This window comes from Streptomyces sp. NPDC045968 (genome assembly GCF_056430475.1).
The window spans coordinates 318,232-337,819 of the sequence record NZ_JBWKLF010000008.1; the positions used below are offsets into that span (position 1 = coordinate 318,232).

Sequence of the window (19,588 nt, forward strand, 5' to 3'; positions counted from 1 at the left end):
GAGGAGCCGCCGTGTCCGAGCCCGCCGCCACGCCCGTCCGTGCCGCCTCCGTACCCGCCCCCGTGCCCGTGGAGCAGCTGCGGTTCGCGATGCCGCCCGCGCACGCGTCGGCCGACGAGGAGCGCGCGTACCGCAAGGAGCGGCTGGCGGGCGCGCTGCGGCTGTTCGGGGAGTACGGGTACGAGGACGGCGTCTCCGGGCATCTCACCGCGCGGGACCCGCAGCACCCGGACTGCTACTGGGTCAACCCGTTCGGGGCGCCCTTCGACGGGATCGCCCCGCAGGACCTGATCCTGGTCAACGGCGACGGCCAGGTCGTCCAGGGCAACTTCCACGTCAACCAGGCGGCGTTCGCCGTGCACGCCCAGGTGCACCGGGCCCGCCCGGACGTCGTCGCCGTCGCGCACACCCACTCCCTGCACGGGCGGGCGCTCTCCACGCTCGGTGAACTCATCGAACCGATCACCCAGGAGGCCTGCGCCTTCTACGAGGCCCACGCCCTCTACGACGCGTACACGGGCGTGGTCGTCGACGAGGCCGAGGGCCGGCGGATCGCCAGCGCGCTCGGACCCCACAAGGCGATCATCCTGCGTAACCACGGGCTACTGACCGTCGGGGACTCGGTGGACGCGGCGGCCTGGTGGTTCCTCACGATGGAGCGCTCCTGCCAGGTCCAGCTGGCCGCGCGGGCCGCCGGGAAGCCCGTGCCGATCGAGCACCGGGACGCCGTGGCCACCCGTGAACAGCTCGGCAGCGACCTCGTGGCCTGGATCAACTACCAGCCCCTGTGGCAGCGGATCAGTCGCACATTCTGACGAAACACGCTGCCCCTTCGCCCCGATGCGGTACCCAGCCGTCCCGTGCGGCACAATTCGCAGGAATCGTAGGCGAGTTGATCCGGAACCGAGCGAAAAGGGCGGCGTTCTCCGTGGCGTTGGACGAGGCGAGAAAGAGCAGCACGCACGGCGGTGGCTGTACGTGCGGCGACTGCCCGCACGGAGCACGCGAAGGTCACAGGCGTGCGGTCGCGGCCTTCCTCGCCAAACGGGACGAACTGGCCGCGGGCAACGGACTTCCCGCGGGGGTCGCCCAGTCGGCCTCCGCGTCCCGGCAGTGGGTCTCGGACGAGCTGACCGAATCGGCCCGCGCCGTCGCCGACCGCGGCCGTGAGGCGGGCGACGCCTGGCTCCTCCAGGTCTGGCGGCGCACGCTGCTCGTCGTCTGGGGCGGGGTCATCGCCCTCGTCATCGGTGAGACCGCCACCGCCATCGGCGCGGGCTGGTCCACCGCCCGCACCGCCGGTCTGGTCGCCGGACTCCTCACCGCGGGCCTGCTGACCGGCGCCGCCCGCTTCCACCGGGGCCGCGGCGGTCTCCTCGCCCCGCTGATCGGCGAGGACAACCGGCTCTCCACCTCCCGCACCGTCGCCGCGTCCTGGGTGCTCCTCGCCGTCTTCTCCGTACTCGTCCTCGCGCTCCAGCTGGCGGGCGCCTCCGCGCACGCGGAGCGCGACGAGCTGATCGAGGGCCTGGACCTGGTGCGCTCGGCCGGGGTGCTGACCGTGCTCGCGCTGGTGTGCGCCGTCGCCGTCCTCGTACGACGGGTGGTGACCGTACGTGTCCTGGCGCAGCGCCTGCAGAAGCTGAAGGCCGAGCGGCCGCGCGCCGCCGATCTGCTCACGGACGACTCCGGGCGCGGCAGCTTCACGGATGTGCAGTACGTGCTCGTCAGCGCCGTCGCCGTACTGTTCGCCGCGGTCCGCCTGGCCCGCCGCCCCGAGCAACTGCCCGACCTGCCCTGGGGTCTCGCGCTGCTGGTGGCGGTCTCCGCGGCGACGTACTTCGCGGGGAAGTACGCGGAGGGCGGCCGTCCCGTCATCCTCTCCGTCGTACGGACCCGCGAGGCCGGGGACCTGGACGCCCCGATCCGTACCGGTGACGACATCGAGATCCGCGGCGCCGGTTTCGTACCGCCCGGGGCGGGAAGCCCGGACCGGCTGGCCCGGATGGTCGTCAGGATCGGCCGGGTCCATGTCCACGTCCCGCTGATCCCCGTCGCCGGAGGCTTCGCCAACCCCACCGACACCGTGCTCACCGTGCCGGTGCCCGTGGAGGTGGAGCCCGGTGTCGTGGACGTCCAGGTCGTCACCGCGGCCGGGGTGGAGACCAACCGGGTCGCCATCGACGTGACGGACTGACAACGACGCGAGGGCGCACTCCGGTTGGCCCGCCGCCAGTACGATTCCAGGAGTCGGGCAGGCGGCGGCGACGGGATGCGTGACCGGTATGACAGTGAACAGCTCAACAGCACCTCCGACCGGGACACGCTCTTCGCGCCGGGCGTTGCTCCTGTTCGTACCGGAGTACGCCTCCACGGCCTGGCAGCCGCTGGACTACCTCCACGACGAGTACCGCGATCTGCGGAGCGCGCTCACCGACCAGGGGTACGCGATCGACCCGGCGAGCGGCTGCCGGAAGTCCGAGAGCAAGGAACTCGTGCGGGCGATCGGCCGGTTCATGGCCGACGCGCGCGAAGGCGACCATCTGATGGTCTACCTCAGCGGCCACGGATTTCACCACTCCGGGCAGCACTGGTTCGCCGGGACGGACTCCTGCGTGGAGACCTGGAGCGAGCAGGCGCTCTCGACGACCAACCTCAACCTGGAAGGCGACTGGGCGGATCAGGCCGGGCGCAGTGCGGCCGCTCAGGTCCTCTTCGTCGTGGACGCCTGCCGCGACCGCCTCGTGGACGACGGGAACGCGTTCAAGGTGCCGGCGGGCACGGACAAACTCGGCTATCTGATGGCGTGCGAGCCCGACCGGCCCGCAGCCGTCGCCGGACCGGACGGGGCCCGCTTCAGCCTCTTCACGCAGGCCATGCGGGAAGTGCTCGCCGACGCCCAGGGGGAACTCCTCGCCGACCGTCTGTGCGCCCTGCTGGAATCCGCGATGGCCGACCTGCGCACCCGGCAGTCGAACCCGCCGCCCCCGCAGGTCCCCCGGCTCGGCGGTGAGACCGGCGCGCCCCGGTTCGTCGTGCTGCCCGAACGGTCCACCGCGGGCCGGCGGGTCCGGCTGGTGCGCGAGCACCCGGTGTGGCGCAAGGTCGCCGACCCGCTGGAGGCCAAGGAGTGGCGGGAGCAGGCGGAGACCGTGGTCCGCACGCTCGACCGTGAGCTGACCGCCGAGCGGCAGGGGCTGCGGGACGACCCGTGGCTCGACTGGGAGTCGGACCTGCGGGCCTCGGCGCGGCTGGCCGAACTGGTGGACCGCCCCGAGGTCGCCGCGTTCACCCCGGCGGAGGCGGCGCTGCTGGCCGTGGCGCCCGCGCTGTACTTCGGCTTCCGGGTCCGGCTGGCGGCGCGGGCCGACCACCGGGACCTGCGGACGGAGTGGGATCAGTACCCGCGCCTCCAGCGCCAGACCGACCCCGGGGCCGGGCCGGGCAGCCCGCTCAGGGACCGCAAGGTGGCGGGCGCGTGGGTGCTGCACCAGACCCGCTGCGATCCGGGCAACGCCCACGACCACCTCAGCGAACTCGTCAACTTCCTCCGCACGGTGCTCGACGGCACCGACGAGCTCGACGACGAGTGCAGCCCGCCGGTCGTGTCCTGGCTGTTCCGCGCCATGCGGCACGGCGGCGGTGTGCTGGCCGAGCCGCCGGCCCTTGCGGCGCAGGCGCGCAAGGACGAACCCAACTACCAGCGGGTCGGGCTCATGCTGTGCGTCGCCCGCCTGATGGCGCTCGACCGCAGCGAACTCCCCTCCGTCCTGGTCGAGCACCTGGGCGGCCGGGAGCCCATCGGGCTGGTGCGCGTCCGGCTCTCCGTCGACGGGGCCCGGTGGTCCATGCCGACCGAGAGCAGGGGCACCCTGACGCTCGCGGCGGAGTGCGGCCACCAGGCGCTGATGGTCGCGCTCCAGGAGCAGGTGCAGGCCCTGGACGGGCTGTTCTGCAGCAATCTGCGGATTCCCGGGCTCGCCGATCTGCCGAGCAGGGCCTCCGACGTCGAGGTACGGCCGGAGAAGGACCCGGAGACCGGGGAGCAGCGGTTCTACCCGGTCGCCACCCGGTTCGGCCTCGACGCCACCCGCGTACGGGACCTGCTCACCGGCGAGGCGCTGTACGGGGACCGTCATCTCGCCGTCCGCGAGCTGTACCAGAACGCGATGGACGCCTGCCAGGTCCGCCAGGCCAGGGAACTGGCCCTGCTGAAGCACGGTGACACCCCCGACTGGCGGGGCGCCATCCAGTTCACGCAGCAACTCGACCGGACGCGGGGGCGCTGGTACGTCGACTGCGTCGACAACGGCTCGGGCATGGGACGCGGCGAACTGCTCCACTCCTTCGCCCAGGGAGGCGTCAGGCTCTCCCATCTGAACTCGTTCCAGGAGGAGATGCTCGAATGGCAGAAGCGCGGCATCTCCTTCCAGCAGAACAGCCGTTTCGGAATCGGCGTCCTCAGCTACTTCATGATCGCCGACGAGATCGAGGTGGTGACCCGCAAGTTCCAGCGTGACGGCACCCCGGAGGCCACCGCGCTGCGCGTCACGATCGACGGCCCCGAGCATCTCTTCCAGGTGGCACAGCACCAGGAGGACACGGCGTTCAACGGGGACGACTGCGGCACCCGTATCCGCCTCTACCTGCGCGAGGACCTGAAGAACTTCTCGTGCGTGAAGGTGCTGCGCTCGGTGCTGGGCGTGGCCCGGTTCCACACGGTGGCGGAGCACGCCGGCAGCGACGCGGAGACCTGGGAGCCGGACGAGTACGGCAGCAAGCCCGACACGGGCGCCGACCCCGTCATCGGGGCCGAGGGCGCCGTCGTGCCGGTCGACGGCGGACTGGTGTTCTGGTGCGAGCGCGGCGGGGCGCTGCTGGTCGACGGCATCTCGGTGCAGGGGCAGTGGTTCCGGGGGGACGGGGCCGGGGGGCGGAGCAGGTCGGGGCCGCTGGTGGTGCGAGGAGCCGTCGTCAATCTCCGCGGTCCGGTGATCCGGTCCTCGGGGAAGAAGGCCCTGCCGCGGCTCTCGGTGAACCGGTCCGAGATCCTCGACGAGGTCGCGCCCACGGTGTTCTCGCTGCTGAGCAAGAGGGACGCGGCCGAGGCACTGAGCGCCGGCGGACTGCTCACGGAGGCGTGGCTGGAGGAGATCGCGCACGACCAGGTCCGGATCGCCGACGCGATCGTGGCCGGTCTGGTCAGGGTGGGCGCGAAACTCGCCTACGCGGATGGCGTCGCCGACCTCTCCCGGACCGGCTACCTGGTGGGGGACCGGGAACTGCGGGCCCTGTGGGCGGGGGACTGGCCCCGCGCACGGCCCAGGGCGGAGTACCGGTTGCGGGATCTGGCGTCCCACCTGCCCAGTCACCTCGCGCTCTGGCGCTACACCGCCCACTTCCCGGACGAGGTCCGCGCGGCCCTGGGCGAGGTGTGCCCGGACGATCTCGGCACCGCGCGTCTGTGCCCGGCAGCGCCCTCGGACTCCGTCCTCCTCGGACACAGCTGGAAGGGCACGCGCGGGACCTTCGCCACCTGGGACGCGTGGGTCGCGCCCGGGCTGCTGTACCAGCGTGCCGAGGAGCTGCACGAATCACCCGCCTGGGCCGCCGCCCGCCTGGCCGAACTCGGGCTGCGACTGCCGCTGACCGACCGGGCCACGGTGCTCACCCCCTCCGAACTGACCCGGCTGACCAGCGCGGACACCGACGGTCAGCGACCGTCGATCCGCCCCGGCGAGCGGGTGGGACCGGGCCAGCTGATAAGCGTGTGCGGGGACTTCGAGCCGGAGGCGCTGGCCGAGGTGCTGGAACTGCTCAGCGACCTCGGTTACGACGCCTCGCCCTGCTCCACACTCCTGGAGCCGGACTCGGTCGAGTGCGGACTGATCCGCGCCTACGCGCAGCGGACCCCGCGTCGTGCCTCCTGGCTCCTCGTGAGCACGGGCCTTGAGCACATGGTGGACCTGGCGGAAGAGCGTGGGCTGCCCGTCCCCGAGGTGCTCAGGATCCTCTCGGAGCACGGATACAACACACCGAGCCACGCCGAGCTGGCCAACCTCAGCGACGGCTGGCGGATGACCCGGCCGGTCCCGGGAGAACGCCGTACGGTGGCCTCCCTCGCGGACGTCCACCGCATGGCGCGGGTGAAGGAATGCACGCTGGACCGGGCGGCCCGGCTCCTGGAGGCGTTCGGCTGCACCGTCCCCGCCGAGATCCCCGAAGGCGCCGAGCCCTCACCGGTCGACACCGAACTGCTGGTGCTCCCGGCCGCGGGAGGGCGGCGGCTCGATCTGCGGAAGCCGGCGACGCTCCTGGACCTGCACGCCCTGGGGAAGGAGGCACATCTGCCGCTTCCCGAGGTCGCCCGGCGGCTCAGCTCCCTCGGAGTCGAGGTCCCGTCCGGAGAACTGCCGGAGACCCTCCACCGGGACGACCTCGTGGTGCTGGCCGATGCCCACAGTTCGGACAGCACCCACCGCCACGGTCTCGACCCCCGTGTCCCGGTGCCGGTCGCCCATCTGACGATCATGGCCGGCCGTCTCGGCCGGCCCCTCACCGACGTACGGGACCAGCTGTGCGCCCGGGGCATGACGGTCGCCGAACTGCCCCAGCCCCACCCCGTCCTCTTCGACGAGCGGACGGAACGGGTCCTGGCCGGTCCCTGGATTCCGTACGGTGACGAGGCCGGGGACGACATGGTCCCGTTCGGTCATGTCATCCAGGTCTCCGCCGAGATGGGCTGGGAGCTGGAAGCCACCGTGGAGGCGATGCGGGCCAGAGGGCTGCCGATGCCCGGAGCCTGGGCCGACGCCCTGCCCGAGACACAGGACACCGACCAGATCCTGTTGAAGCAGGAGGGGGACCGGCACAGCGCCTGGCTGGGCCCGCTCGACGACGTGTCCTTCCTCCACGTGGTCCCCGCCGCGGACGCGGCGGGGATGACGGTGGACGAGGTCCGCTCCCGGCTGGAGGCCCTCGGCGTCACCGTCCAGACGCTGACCACCGACGAGGACGGCTTCCGTGAGGAGCACTGGATGGGCGAGATCCTGGACGGTGGTTACCTCGCCGCGTCGACCGGCCCCAAGAGCGGTATCCGCGACGACCTCTCCGTCCGCCCCGCCTACGTCCGGATCGTCTCGCGGCTCACCCGCCTCTCCCCGTACGACGTCGCCCGCTATCTCCGGGCCGCGGGCGCGGACATCGCGCCCGACGACCATCCGCACGAGCCGCCCCGTCCGGACGAACTGCTCCTGCTGCGGGAGGACGCCTCCCAGAACGGTGAGTGGCTGCCCCTCGGCGAACCCGTGAGCCTGGAACACCTCCTGCTCTGCGCCCACCGCCTCTCCACGACCGTCACGGACATCGCCGGCCGGCTGCGGGCGCTCGGTCTGGAGGTGCCCGACGTGGCCACGTCGGTGGCCGAGGCGTGGGCCCTGGTGCCCCGGGCCGCGGACTGCTGCTGACCGGCCGCGCACCCGGTGAGCAGCGCGATCAGCGCGTACGTATGGTCGGGTGACGGGTCAAGGGAAGGCAGGACGGCCATGGGCGGCTACGGAACCAACGGCTACGGACTGAGCGAACCGAGGAGCCTGCGCGAGCGGGCGCGGGAGCACGCGCTGCTGCCGCTGCGGATCTTCCTCGGTGTCACCTTCGTCTACGCCGGTCTGGACAAGCTGACCGACAGCGCCTTCATGTCCGCCGACGGCTCCGGCTCCATCGGCGAGATGATGAACGCGGTCCGGGACTCCTCCGCGATTCCGGCCCTCGTGGACCTCGCGCTGAAGAGCCCCGTCGGCTTCGGCTACGCCATCGCCATCGGTGAGCTCGCCGTCGGGATCGCCACCCTCGCCGGACTGTTCGCACGGCTCGCCGCGCTCGGCGGCGCGCTGATCTCGCTCAGCCTGTGGCTGACCGTGAGCTGGCAGACCGAGCCGTACTACTACGGCAACGACCTGGTCTACCTCATGGCCTGGCTGCCGCTGGTGCTGGCGGGCGCCGCCGCGTTCTCCGCGGACGACTTCCTCGCGGCGCGCCGGCGGCGGACCCTGTAACTGACCCACGTCGCCGTGGCGGCCAGCCAGAGACCGCCGAAGAACAGCGGGAGGAAGAACGTCCACGGGGCGTCCCACTCTCCCGCCGCGTCCGCCGCGTAACCGGCGGCCAGGGCGAGCATCACGACGCCCGCCACCGCGCGGCCGGGCCGGAACTCATGACGCAGCACGGATGACCTCCACTTGTCCGACGCCGACTTCCAGTCCCAGCTCGACCGTGCCGGCCGGTTCGGCGCCCCTGGGTGGCGCGATGGTCTGCTTCCGTCGCTGGTCCGGGCCCACGTCCACGTCGTCGGGCTTCTGGGCCGGCAGCTGGATGTCCCCGAGGCCCGCCTCGGCGTTCACCTTCACCGTGACTCCCTCCGGTACGACGACGACCGCGCGGCCCGCGCCGACCTCCAGCTCCGTGACGACGGTGTCGCCCGCGGGGACGACGACCCCGGACAGGTCGAGCCGGGCGACGCCGGTGCCCAGTTCGTACCGGGGCTGGACCGCCGCGACCGAGGCGGGACTCCACTCCGTGCGGACCCAGTCGGTGCCGATGTCCTTCGGTACGGCCGACGCACCGGCCAGCAGTCCGGCCGTGACGACCGTGAGGAAGACCGTGCCGAACCCGGTCCGGCCCACGAACGAGCTGAGCACCAGTCCGAGCGCGAACACCATGAGCGCGGCGCAGAGACCGATCTGAAGGCTCGTCCCGAGGGGATGGTTCTCCCAGCTCAGGCCCGTGCCGACGCCGCCCGCGACCATCGCGAGGCAGAAGACCAGGCCGCCGATCGAGCGCGGCCCCCGGGTCCCCGGCGGACGGTAGGGGGCGCTGTACGGGGCATCCGCCGTCGCCGTCCGGGCTCCTGGCGCCCGGGAGGAGGTCTGTGCGTCCTGCGGGCCCCACAGGTAGCCGGGTCCGACCGGCCCCGACGTACCGTCCTTGACGATCGGGTCGCGCCACCAGGAGGGGCTGCCCGGCGTAGGCGGAGCCTTCACCTCCGGCGGCGCCCCGTGGCCCGCCGTGGGCCCTGCCGTCTGCGTCGCGGCCGTGTCGAGCGGGGGGTCGGGCGGAGCCGTCCTGCGGTACCGCGCCCAGACGGTGGAGCCGATGACGGCGAGCGACAGCATCGCGGCGAAGGCCAGCATCCCGCCGTTGTGCAGCATGGAGAGGAACAGCCCGCAGCCGACGAGCGCGAGCACGAGAGCGATCAGCGAGGCGCCCTCGACCCGGCCCGACAGCAGTCTGCGCGCCTCGTTCTCCTCCTCGCCCTCCAGCGGGAGCAGCAGCCAGGCGAAGCCGTAGAAGATCAGTCCGATGCCGCCGGTCACCGAGAGGACGCCGAGCACGATCCGGAAGATCACCGGGTCGACGTCGCAGTACCGGCCGAGCCCGCCGCACACCCCGGCCACCACTTTCTGCCGCGAGCTGCGGTGCAGCTGCGGTTTCGGCTCGGGGGGCGGCGTGACACCGGGGGAGGCGTCCTGGGTAGCGGTCATGTCCCCATGGTGACGGTCCGTACGCCCGCGCGGCACCCGCCCCGACCCTGGCCGGTCCCTGATATTGCCTTCCCAGGACCCCTGGGGGCCGCGACGCGCTCCCGGGCGGGCGTCAGGGTCGAGTAGGGGCCGACCCTGATGCCACGGCCGGTGCGTACGTGTGACGATCGTCGTATGCCAGCCGCCACGACCCGAGCCGCAAGCTCCCTCGTCTCCGACCCGGAGGAGCCGCCCGTACGCAAGCTGTACCGCAGCGCCGACGGACGGCTGCTCGGCGGCGTCGCGCGCGGGCTGGCCGGCCATCTCGGGCTGCCCGTCGCCTGGGTGCGGTTCCTCTTCCTCGGACTGTTCTTCGCGGACGGTCTCGGCGCCCTGCTGTACGCCGTGTTCTGGATCGTCGTCCCGCTCGGCATCGGCGGTGTGGACGCGCCGCGCTCCGTCTTCGAGACCGCTCCGGACGGCCGGCGACGGCTCCGCAAACCGGACAAGGGGCAGTTCTTCGCGCTCGTGGCGCTGCTCATCGGCGCCGTGGTCTTCGTCGGCAACGTCGACATGGGCAGCGAGGCCGACCGCTACATCTGGCCGACGCTCCTGATCGGCGCCGGTTCCGTACTGGTCTGGCGCCAGGCCGACAACGCCCGGCGCGCCCGCTGGATGGAGGTCGGCCGCCACCGCCGGGTGCTGCACCTGGCCCGCGGCCTGGCCGGTGTGGCCCTCGTCGGTCTCGGCCTCGCCGTCTTCATGGTGGTCCGCGGCTCGGCGGCCCAGCTCGGCAACGTCCTGACCGCGGCCATCGCCGTGCTCACCGGTATCGCCCTGCTGGCCGGCCCCTATCTCGTGCGGATGACCCAGGACCTCTCCGAGGAACGGCTCATGCGCATCCGCGCCCAGGAGCGCGCCGAGGTCGCCGCGCACGTCCACGACTCGGTCCTGCACACCCTCACCCTGATCCAGCGCAGCGCGGACGACGGCGGCGAGGTCCGCAGACTGGCCCGTGCCCAGGAGCGCGAGCTGCGCAACTGGCTGTACAACCCCGAGGGCACCGGCAAGGACGAGGACGACGAACCGTCGAGCCTCGCCGAAGCGGTCAAGCGCGCCGCCGCCGAGGTCGAGGACAAGCACGGCGTGCCCCTGGAGGTCGTCGTCGTCGGCGACTGCCCGCTCGACGAGAAGCTGGCCGCCCAGATGCAGGCCGCACGCGAGGCCATGGTCAACGCCGCCAAGTACGGTGGCGAGGGAGGCGCGGTCCAGGTGTACGCGGAAGTCGAGGGCCGCACCGTCTTCGTCTCCGTGAAGGACAGAGGTCCGGGATTCGACCTGGATTCGGTCCCGGGCGACAGGATGGGCGTACGAGAATCAATCATCGGCCGGATGCAGCGCAACGGCGGTACGGCCCGGCTGCGTTCGGTGCCCGGTGGGGGCACGGAAGTCGAGCTGGAGATGGAGAGGACGGGCGAATGACCGAGAACACCGAAGCGACCGGGGGCCCGGAGCGGCGGGTACGGGTCGTGCTCGTCGACGACCACCGGATGTTCCGTACCGGGGTCCAGGCCGAGATCGGCCGCACCGAGGAGACCGGCGTCGAGGTCGTCGGCGAGGCCGCCGACGTCGACCAGGCGGTCACGGTCATCACCGCGACCCGCCCGGAGGTCGTCCTCCTCGACGTCCATCTGCCGGGCGGCGGCGGCGCCGAGGTACTGCGCCGCTGCGCCCCGATGATGGGCGCGGCCGAGAATCCGGTGCGCTTCCTCGCGCTGTCCGTCTCGGACGCCGCCGAGGACGTCATCGGCGTCATCCGCGGCGGCGCCCGTGGCTACGTCACCAAGACGATCACCGGTACGGACCTGGTCGACTCGGTCTTCCGGGTGCAGGACGGCGACGCGGTGTTCTCGCCCCGGCTGGCCGGCTTCGTGCTGGACGCCTTCGCCTCGACCGACGCACCACCGGTCGACGAGGACCTGGACCGGCTGACCCAGCGTGAGCGCGAGGTGCTGCGGCTGATCGCCCGGGGGTACGCGTACAAGGAGATCGCCAAGCAGCTCTTCATCTCGGTGAAGACGGTCGAGTCGCATGTCTCGGCGGTGCTCAGGAAGCTCCAGCTGTCCAACCGGCACGAGCTGACCCGGTGGGCGACGGCGCGCAGGCTGGTCTGATCGCGCGGGCGTTCACGCTGGTCCGGCTCGCGCGGAGGCCGGTCCGGGGCCGGTCCGGCCGCTCCGGTGCTCAGGCCGGGTCGAGCGAGATGTTCAGCTTCTCGCCGATCCGGCGGTAACCGATGCCCGCGTAGATCCGTTCCACGTCGGGGCCGCCCGGCTCCAGCCACACCGCCCGGCAGCCCTGGGCGAAGGCCCTGTCCGTCAGCCACGCGGAGAGCGCGGCGCCGACGCCGCGGCGGCGGACGTTCTCGGCGACCGCGAGTCCGGCGAGTTCGCTGAGGCCGTCCACCGCGACCGAGCAGCCGCCCGCTCCGGCGGAGGCCCCGTCCAGGACGGCCAGGGCGGCGACCCCGCCCTCGGACGCCGCCGTGCGCAGCCAGTCGGTCATGCCCCCGTCGGGCTCGCCCTCACCGCCGAAGCCGTGGTGCTGGACGCGGGCGGCCTCGGTGAACTCCGCTTCGGTGACCGGCACGGCGATCCGGAGGCCGTCCACCGGCTTGGGCGTGAGCAGGTCGCCGGGTGAGCAGGCCAGCAGCGGGGCCCGGTTCTCCATGGTGAAACCGGCTGCCAGCAGCGCCGGTTCGACGGCGGGGGCCCAGTTGGGCAGGTACTCCAGGCGCGGGAGACGGTTCCGCTCACGGAAGGCGGTGATCAGATCCGCCACGTCGAGGGCGGTCGGTTCGGCGCCCTGGTCGGGAATGGCGTAATTGGCGTACTTCAGCTCCCAGCCCGGGTTGTGGCGCACGGTGAACGGGCCGACCCGGTAGTGGTCGGGGGAGCGGAGGGTGAGGGTACGCGCGTATGTCTGGACGTCGATGTCCATGGCCATGTGGTGGATGTGCCCTTCTCCAGGTCCCGCCCCGGCCGGGGCGGCGCCGGGAGCCTATGCCACCCGGGTCGCTCCCGCGAAGGGCATTTCGTCGATCGGCGCGATACGGACGGGGGCACCGGGGCGCGGTGCGTGGATCATCTGGCCGCCGCCGATGTACAGGCCGACATGACTGACGCCCGAGTAGAAGAACACCAGGTCCCCCGGGGCGAGTTCGGAGCGGGACACGCGCTGTCCTGCGTTGATCTGCGTGTACGTGGTGCGGGGCAGCGAGACACCCGCGGAGCGCCAGGCGGCCTGGGTGAGGCCGGAGCAGTCGAAGGAGGAGGGGCCGGTGGCGCCCCAGACGTACGGCTTGCCGAGCGCCCCGTACGCGAAGTCGACGGCCTGCGCGGCACGGGCGTTGGGGGCGCCGACCGCTCCGCGCGGAGTGCTGCGGTCGGCTCGCACGGCCGCGCCGCCGTGCCCGGCGTCGGCCGCGCGCTCGTAGCCGGTGCGCTGGGCGTCGGTCAGGGTGTCGAGGAGGCGCCTGGCGTCGGCCAGCTTGGTGCGGACCGTCTCCTTGTGCCTCGTCAGTTCGGCCCGGCGGGCCGTGAGCGTCGCCAGCTCGTCCTCGGCCCTCGCGCGGAGCTGGGCGACGCCGGTGACCTGTCGGCGGATTCCGTTGAGCATCCTGGCCTGGCGGTCGCCGGCCCGGTCCAGGAACGACGCGCGTTCCAGGTACTGGTCGGGGTCGGAGGAGAGCGCCAGCTGTACGGCGGGGTCGAGGCCGCCTGAGCGGTACTGCGCGGTGGCCAGCGAACCGAGGGTGTGACGTGCGGAGTTGAGACGTTCGGTCCTGCGGGCGGCCTCGTCGCGCAGCGCGTCCACGGATCTCGCGGTCGCGGTCGCCTTCTCCTTCGTGCCGTTGTACCGCTCGGTGGCGACCTCGGCGTCGTGGTACAGCCGGTCGACCTTGGCCCTGACCTGGGCCGGGGTGAGCTGTGGTTCGGCGTGCGCGGCCCCGTCGAAGGCGGTGGCGGTCGCGGCCCCGGCGAAGGCCAGGGTCGCCGCTGTACGGGCAGCAGGGCCGGTGAACGGGCGCTGCTTGGGTTTTCGGTGAGCGGCTTTCCGGTGTGCTGCCACGAGGGCCGCGTCCTTCCTGTTCGGCTGCCCGCCGGGAGCTGCCGACGGGCCTGGGAAGGGACGCTAAACCCAGGACACGGGAAAGGGTCGTCATGACAACTATTGCCTTGATGTGGCGTTTCGCTACCTCTGTGCGACCGGAAAAACAGCGCCGGAATCAGGCAATTCGTACAGGCGCGAGCGAAGTGGCCGGGACGTGGTACCTGGCCGTCCTGGGGTGATAAGGGCCCGGCTAGGCTGCCGGGTCATGGACGTACTCATCAATGTCTTCGTCGCCCTGCACATCATCGGTATCGCCTCGCTGCTCGGCGGTTTCCTGACCCAGATGAAGGCGATGGGTGCCGGCACGGCCCGCTTCGTACCGGCCATGCTGCACGGCGCGCTGACCATGCTGGTCACGGGAGTCGCCCTGGTCGGCCTCAACCAGGCCGACGACCAGACCGTGAACAACATCAAGATCGGCGTCAAGCTGCTGATCCTGGTCGTGATCCTCGGGATCGTCTACGTCAAGCGGGACGAGGAGCGGGCCGGAAAGGGCGAGTTCGCGGCGGTCGGCGGTCTGACGGTCGCCAACATCTTCATCGCCACCCTCTGGACCTGAGTCCCGAGCGAGGCCCCGGCCCCGCTCAGGACCGCGTCGCGATTCCGCACCCCTCGTCCCCGGCCTTCATCCGCTCGGCCATTGGCGTACTGCGGTCGTAGGGGTCCATCTCGTCACCCGCTCCGGTGTCCGGCCGGCCCGCGCCGAACGCCGGGGTGAGGTAGCCGTTGAAGGTCTCGCAGCCGCCGTTGGCCGTGTCGGCCGAGTACGAGACGAGGGAGAAGGTGCCCGGCTCGGTGACCACCTTCGCGGGGTCGTCCCAGTTCAGCACCAGCTCACGGCGCACGATCGTGCGCGCGATCTCGTCGCTGTCCGCGGCCCGCGCGACCGGATACACGTACGTGACGTCGGTGGTCACCTGAAGGGCTCCGCGCTCGCCCTCCCGGTACGTCATCCGCCCCCGGGTCCTGACCACGTCCCCGACCAGGCGCGCGTGCGACGTCTCGAACCGGCTGAAGAGCAGCAGCGGGTTGTTCTTCCTGCTCGGAGTGCGGAACGCGGCCGCCAGATAGGCCTGGACGTCCTTCTGGTGGGGGTTGATCAGCGCGATCGCCCTGTCCGGGTGCTCACCCCGCAGCACGCCCGGTTCCAGACCGGACGCGTCGAGGAAGTCGAGGGTCCGCCCGAGAGCCTCCTCCACCTGCGCCGTGTTCATCCACCCGGTCGCCCTGGCCGCGGGGACCGTGATCCCGGCCGTGCCGCCGGCCCAGCGCGCCGCAGGAGAGCCCTTGAACGGTTCCTCGCGCGTGGGCCGCTGGGCCCCCGTACCGGCATTCCCGGGAGGCGGCTGGTCCGGGCGTTCCGACTCCGCCGCGAGCGGCTCGCCGGCTCCGCCGTCCCCGCCGAACCATCCGGTCACCCGGTCCGGAGCCACCGCCACGACCAGTAGGGCCAGTACGACCACCAGGCCGACCGCGTACCAGCCCGCCTTCCGCCGCGGCCGGGCCGGGGAGTACGCGCGCCACGCCTCCGGAGACGCGGACTCCTCGCGCAGCCGCCGCGCCACGAGGCGAGCCCGCGCCGACGGCTCCTCGGGTGCGTCCGCCGTGCCCTCCGCCGACTCCCGGAGGAATCGCTCCCACTCCTCGTCAGGCACGGACGAACCGCCCCGCTCCCCACCCGTGTTCACACCGAACTCCTCGTGTCCACCACCGCTTCGCCCCCCCCAGGGGTCGTCATGCGGATGGTCCCACAGCGGTTCGCGGGGCGACTGCCCGGTTCAGGCGGGCCTTACGGCCGGTCCTGACGTGAGCGGGACGGGTGCGGGGGCCTCGGCGTCACGCCGGCCGCACGCTCCCGTAGATCGGCATGTAGTAGATCGACTCCTCGCGCACGTTCGCCCCCGGCTTCGGCGCGTGGATCATCATGCCGTCGCCCTTGTAGATGCCGACGTGGCTGATGTCGTCGTAGAAGAAGACCAGGTCGCCCGGCCGCAGATCCGCCGTGGCCACCCGGGTGCCGACCTCCACCTGGTCCCAGGTGGTACGGGGCAGGTCGACGCCCGCCGCCTTCCAGGCCGCCTGCGTCAGCCCCGAGCAGTCGTACGAGGCGGGGCCCGTCGCCCCCCAGACGTACGGCTTCCCGATCTGGGCCCGTGCGAAGGCGAGGACCTTCTCCGCCTTCGCCGCGTAGCCGCTGTCCGCGTCCGTACCGCTCCCGGTCCCGGTGTCCGTGCCGCTGTCGGGCTGCCCGGCGTCCTCCTTCGCCGCGTCCTCCTGGGCCTGGCGCTCGGCCTCCGCGGCGGCGGCCTGCTGACGGGCCAGCTCCTGCGCCTTGCGCTCGGCCTCCGCCTCCTTCTCGCGCTCCAGCTCCGCGAGCCGCGCCTTCTCCTTGGCGGTCAGCTCCGACAGCAGGCTGCGCGCCTCGGTCAGCTTCTCCTGCACCTGCTGCTTGCTGGCCCGCAGCGTGGTCTGCGCCTCGGTGAGCGTCTCCAGGCTCTTGGTGGCCTCGACGCGCTTCTTCGCCGCCGCCTTCTGCTGCGTACGGAAGTCCGAGACCGTCTTCTGCTGCTGGCTGGTCATCCGCGCCATCAGCTGGTCCTGGTCGAAGTACGACTGCGGGTCGTCCGCGAGGAAGAACGTGGCCGTCGGCGCGACCGCACCGCTGCGGTACTGCGCCGCCGCGAACCGCCCCAGTTCGCGCCGCGTCTCGTTCAGCTTCTCGGCGCGCTTCGCCGCGGCGTCCAGCAGCCCGTCGACCTTCGCGCGCTGCTGGGTGGAGGCGGACTTCGCCTTGTTGTACTGCTGGGTCGCGGTGCCGGCCTGCCGGTAGAGGTCGTCGACCTTCTTCTGTACGTCCTCGATGCTCGGCCGGGGCGCAGCGGGCGCGGCCGTCGCGGTCTGCGTGGAGATCAGCGTCACAGAGGCCAGCGCGGCCGTCGTGAGTCCGATGCCGTGTGAGGTGGTGCGCATACGGGTGCGCGGTTTGCGATGCGACGACAAGGCCGGCATCTCCTTCCGTGGACCGCCTACCGGGTTAGCTGTCGGGTTCGGGCGGAACGGAAGGCTGCCCTACGGTCCACGTGAGGGCTGTGGACCGATTCACCCCGGTGCTGCGTGTGGGTCCCCGGTTCCGAATGCCCCTGGGGGCAGCTGGATTCGGCGTGGGCGCCCGCTCGGCGTGGTTCGCCTCAAGGGAGTACGGGCCGCCCGACGACGCACGCTAGCCAACCCGTGGCGTCCCTGTGAAGGTTGATGTTCGATATGCCCGATACATTTTCGTGACCTTGCGGGAAGCGGTACGGCCGGACCGTCGAAGGCCCTCGCCGCCCTCACGCCGTGTGGCCGCCCGGTCTCCGTGCGCGCATGCCCCGGACGCCTTCCTGCGGAATGCGGCCCCGGGGTGTCAGTGGGGCCGCCTAGACTCGTCAAGCGATGAGCAGCCTCTTTGACGACAGCTTCCTGACCGGCCTCCAGAACTCGGAGGAAGGGCCCCCGCCGCCTCCCGAGGACCACGCACCCGAAGCGGTGCCGGAGGGTCTCTTCGAGGGCGTCTTCGACGCGCCCCCGCCGCCCCGCGAGGGGTACTACCGCGACGGTGCCCCCCGTCCGGTCATCGACGCCGCCGCGCTGCTCGACGGGCTGAACACCGAGCAGCGTGCCGCGGTCGTGCACGCCGGTTCGCCGCTGCTCATCGTCGCCGGTGCCGGATCGGGCAAGACCCGCGTGCTCACCCACCGGATCGCCCATCTGCTGGCCGAGCGGGGCGTCCACCCCGGCCAGATCCTCGCGATCACCTTCACCAACAAGGCCGCGGGCGAGATGAAGGAGCGGGTCGAGCAGCTCGTCGGGCCGCGCGCCAACGCCATGTGGGTCATGACCTTCCACAGCGCGTGCGTACGCATCCTGCGCCGCGAGTCCAAGAGGCTCGGCTTCACCTCCTCGTTCTCGATCTACGACGCCGCGGACTCCAAGCGGCTGATGGCGCTCGTCTGCCGCGATCTGGACCTCGACCCGAAGCGCTACCCGCCGAAGTCGTTCACGGCCAAGGTCTCGAATCTGAAGAACGAGCTGATCGACGAGGAGACCTTCGCCGGGCAGGCGGCGGACGGCTTCGAGAAGACCCTCGCCCAGGCGTACGCGATGTACCAGGCACGGCTGCGCGAGGCCAACGCCCTGGACTTCGACGACATCATCATGACGACGGTGCACCTGCTCCAGGCGTTCCCCGATGTCGCCGAGCACTACCGCCGCCGCTTCCGGCACGTCCTGGTCGACGAGTACCAGGACACCAACCACGCGCAGTACACCCTCGTACGCGAGCTGGTGGGCCCGGCCGGTGAGGCCGACGCCCCCGCCGAGCTGTGTGTCGTCGGTGACGCGGACCAGTCGATCTACGCCTTCCGGGGCGCGACCATCCGCAACATCCTCCAGTTCGAGGAGGACTATCCGAACGCCACCACGATCATGCTGGAGCAGAACTACCGCTCCACGCAGACGATCCTGTCCGCGGCCAACGCGGTCATCGAGCGCAACGAGAGCCGCCGCCCCAAGAACCTCTGGACGAACGCCGGCACCGGCGCCCGGATCACGGGGTACGTCGCGGACACCGAGCACGACGAGGCGCAGTTCATCGCCGACGAGATCGACCGGCTCACCGACGCCGGTGACGCGAAGGCGGGCGACGTCGCCGTCTTCTACCGTACGAACGCGCAGTCCCGTGTCTTCGAAGAGATCTTCATCCGGGTCGGCCTGCCCTACAAGGTCGTCGGCGGTGTGCGCTTCTACGAGCGCAAGGAGGTCCGCGACGTCCTGGCCTACCTCCGGGTCCTCGCCAACCCGGAGGACACCGTCCCGCTGCGCCGCATCCTGAACGTGCCGAAGCGCGGTATCGGTGACCGCGCCGAGGCGATGATCGACGCCCTGTCGATGCGCGAGAAGATCTCCTTCCCGCAGGCCCTGCGCCGCGTCGACGAGGCGTACGGCATGGCGGCCCGCTCGTCGAACGCCGTGAAGCGCTTCAACACGCTGATGGAGGAGCTTCGCACCATCGTCGAGTCGGGGGCGGGCCCCGCGGTCGTCCTGGAAGCGGTCATGGAGCGCACCGGATATCTCGCCGAGCTCCAGGCGTCGACCGATCCGCAGGACGAGACGCGCATCGAGAACCTTCAGGAACTGGCGGCCGTCGCCCTCGAATTCGAGCAGGAGCGCGCGGCGGCTGAGGAGGGCGCGGGCACGCTCGCCGAATTCCTGGAGAAGGTCGCACTCGTCGCCGACTCCGACCAGATCCCCGACGAGGACGAGGAAGGCTCCGGCGTCATCACGCTGATGACGCTGCACACGGCCAAGGGGCTGGAGTTCCCGGTCGTCTTCCTCACCGGCATGGAGGACGGCGTCTTTCCGCACATGCGGGCGCTCGGCCAGGCCAAGGAGCTGGAGGAGGAGCGGCGGCTCGCCTATGTCGGCATCACCCGCGCCCGCGAGCGGCTGTATCTGACCCGGGCCGCGATGCGCAGTGCGTGGGGCCAGCCCTCGTACAACCCGCCCTCGCGGTTCCTGGAGGAGATCCCGGACCAGCATCTGGAGTGGAAGCGCAAGGGCCCGATGGCCGCTCCGGCCGGACCGACGTCGGGGATCACGTCCTCGCTGTCGTCCTCGCGCTCGAAGTCCGGTCCCTCGGGCTTCGCCACCCGGCGCACCGCGGACAAGCCGGTGGTCACGCTGGTGGTGGGGGACCGGGTCACGCACGACCAGTTCGGTCTGGGCACGGTGACGGCGGTCGAGGGCTTCGGCGATCAGGCGAAGGCCACGGTCGACTTCGGGGACGAGCGGCCGAAGAAGCTCCTGCTGCGCTACGCGCCGGTCGAGAAGCTGTAGTTCCGCGGCGCTCGTGCGGATTG

The 19,588-nt window shown here is 71.7% G+C and carries 14 protein-coding genes and 1 riboswitch; of the genes, 8 read left to right on the plus strand and 6 right to left on the minus strand.

Annotated elements, in window-relative coordinates; genetic code table 11:
• Positions 1-11 precede the first annotated feature (11 nt).
• The 4 genes from AC07FA_RS24295 to AC07FA_RS24310 all read left to right on the plus strand — a co-directional run bounded on the left by AC07FA_RS24295 (position 12) and on the right by AC07FA_RS24310 (position 8,054).
• Positions 12-815 (plus strand): class II aldolase/adducin family protein, encoded by an 804-nt coding sequence (locus AC07FA_RS24295; RefSeq protein ID WP_479078150.1) that lies wholly within the window; start codon positions 12-14, stop codon positions 813-815.
• Between the two features lie 113 nt (positions 816-928).
• On the plus strand, positions 929-2,197 hold the full coding sequence (locus tag AC07FA_RS24300; protein ID WP_479078151.1) for a hypothetical protein: 1,269 nt from the start codon (positions 929-931) through the stop codon (positions 2,195-2,197).
• A 145-nt stretch (positions 2,198-2,342) separates the two neighbouring features.
• Positions 2,343-7,466, plus strand: a complete 5,124-nt coding sequence (locus AC07FA_RS24305) for a wHTH domain-containing protein (RefSeq protein WP_479078152.1) — start codon at positions 2,343-2,345, stop codon at positions 7,464-7,466.
• A 78-nt stretch (positions 7,467-7,544) separates the two neighbouring features.
• On the plus strand, positions 7,545-8,054 hold the full coding sequence (locus AC07FA_RS24310) for a DoxX family protein (protein WP_479078153.1): 510 nt from the start codon (positions 7,545-7,547) through the stop codon (positions 8,052-8,054).
• Here AC07FA_RS24310 and AC07FA_RS24315 read toward each other — a convergent pair.
• Both AC07FA_RS24315 and AC07FA_RS24320 read right to left on the minus strand, forming a co-directional pair.
• Positions 7,961-8,224: a hypothetical protein gene (locus AC07FA_RS24315; RefSeq protein ID WP_479078155.1), complete on the minus strand. Its 264-nt coding sequence runs from the start codon at positions 8,222-8,224 to the stop codon at positions 7,961-7,963. The two genes, AC07FA_RS24310 and AC07FA_RS24315, sit on opposite strands and share 94 nt — an antisense overlap.
• Positions 8,211-9,539, minus strand: a complete 1,329-nt coding sequence (locus tag AC07FA_RS24320) for a PspC domain-containing protein (RefSeq protein ID WP_479078157.1) — start codon at positions 9,537-9,539, stop codon at positions 8,211-8,213. Before AC07FA_RS24320 ends, AC07FA_RS24315 begins: the two co-directional genes overlap by 14 nt.
• A gap of 174 nt (positions 9,540-9,713) precedes the next feature.
• On the opposite strand from AC07FA_RS24320, the gene AC07FA_RS24325 reads away from it, so the two are divergent.
• Positions 9,714-11,000 (plus strand): PspC domain-containing protein, encoded by a 1,287-nt coding sequence (locus AC07FA_RS24325; protein WP_479078159.1) that lies wholly within the window; start codon positions 9,714-9,716, stop codon positions 10,998-11,000.
• Complete coding sequence (locus AC07FA_RS24330; RefSeq protein WP_479078161.1) at positions 10,997-11,692, plus strand: LuxR C-terminal-related transcriptional regulator; 696 nt, start codon at positions 10,997-10,999, stop codon at positions 11,690-11,692. The genes AC07FA_RS24325 and AC07FA_RS24330 overlap by 4 nt, the downstream gene beginning before the upstream one ends.
• 70 nt (positions 11,693-11,762) lie before the next feature.
• On the opposite strand, the gene AC07FA_RS24335 is transcribed toward AC07FA_RS24330, so the two are convergent.
• Complete coding sequence (locus AC07FA_RS24335) at positions 11,763-12,524, minus strand: GNAT family N-acetyltransferase (protein ID WP_479078162.1); 762 nt, start codon at positions 12,522-12,524, stop codon at positions 11,763-11,765.
• Positions 12,525-12,578: 54 nt separating this feature from the next.
• Positions 12,579-13,649 (minus strand): C40 family peptidase, encoded by a 1,071-nt coding sequence (locus tag AC07FA_RS24340; RefSeq protein WP_479078163.1) that lies wholly within the window; start codon positions 13,647-13,649, stop codon positions 12,579-12,581.
• A gap of 247 nt (positions 13,650-13,896) precedes the next feature.
• Between AC07FA_RS24340 and AC07FA_RS24345 the strand changes: the two genes are divergently transcribed.
• On the plus strand, positions 13,897-14,250 hold the full coding sequence (locus AC07FA_RS24345) for a hypothetical protein (RefSeq protein ID WP_479078164.1): 354 nt from the start codon (positions 13,897-13,899) through the stop codon (positions 14,248-14,250).
• 25 nt (positions 14,251-14,275) lie between these two features.
• On the opposite strand, the gene AC07FA_RS24350 is transcribed toward AC07FA_RS24345, so the two are convergent.
• Both AC07FA_RS24350 and AC07FA_RS24355 read right to left on the minus strand, forming a co-directional pair.
• Entirely contained in the window at positions 14,276-15,379 is a 1,104-nt protein-coding gene (locus AC07FA_RS24350) for a hypothetical protein (RefSeq protein WP_479078166.1), read from the minus strand.
• 148 nt (positions 15,380-15,527) lie between these two features.
• Entirely contained in the window at positions 15,528-16,700 is a 1,173-nt protein-coding gene (locus AC07FA_RS24355; protein ID WP_479078167.1) for a C40 family peptidase, read from the minus strand.
• Positions 16,699-16,863, minus strand: a riboswitch (cyclic di-AMP (ydaO/yuaA leader). Its footprint overlaps the gene before it by 2 nt.
• 260 nt (positions 16,864-17,123) lie before the next feature.
• On the opposite strand from AC07FA_RS24355, the gene pcrA reads away from it, so the two are divergent.
• Positions 17,124-19,565 (plus strand): DNA helicase PcrA, encoded by a 2,442-nt coding sequence (gene pcrA / locus AC07FA_RS24360; protein ID WP_479078168.1) that lies wholly within the window; start codon positions 17,124-17,126, stop codon positions 19,563-19,565.
• The last annotated feature ends 23 nt before the right edge of the window (positions 19,566-19,588 follow it).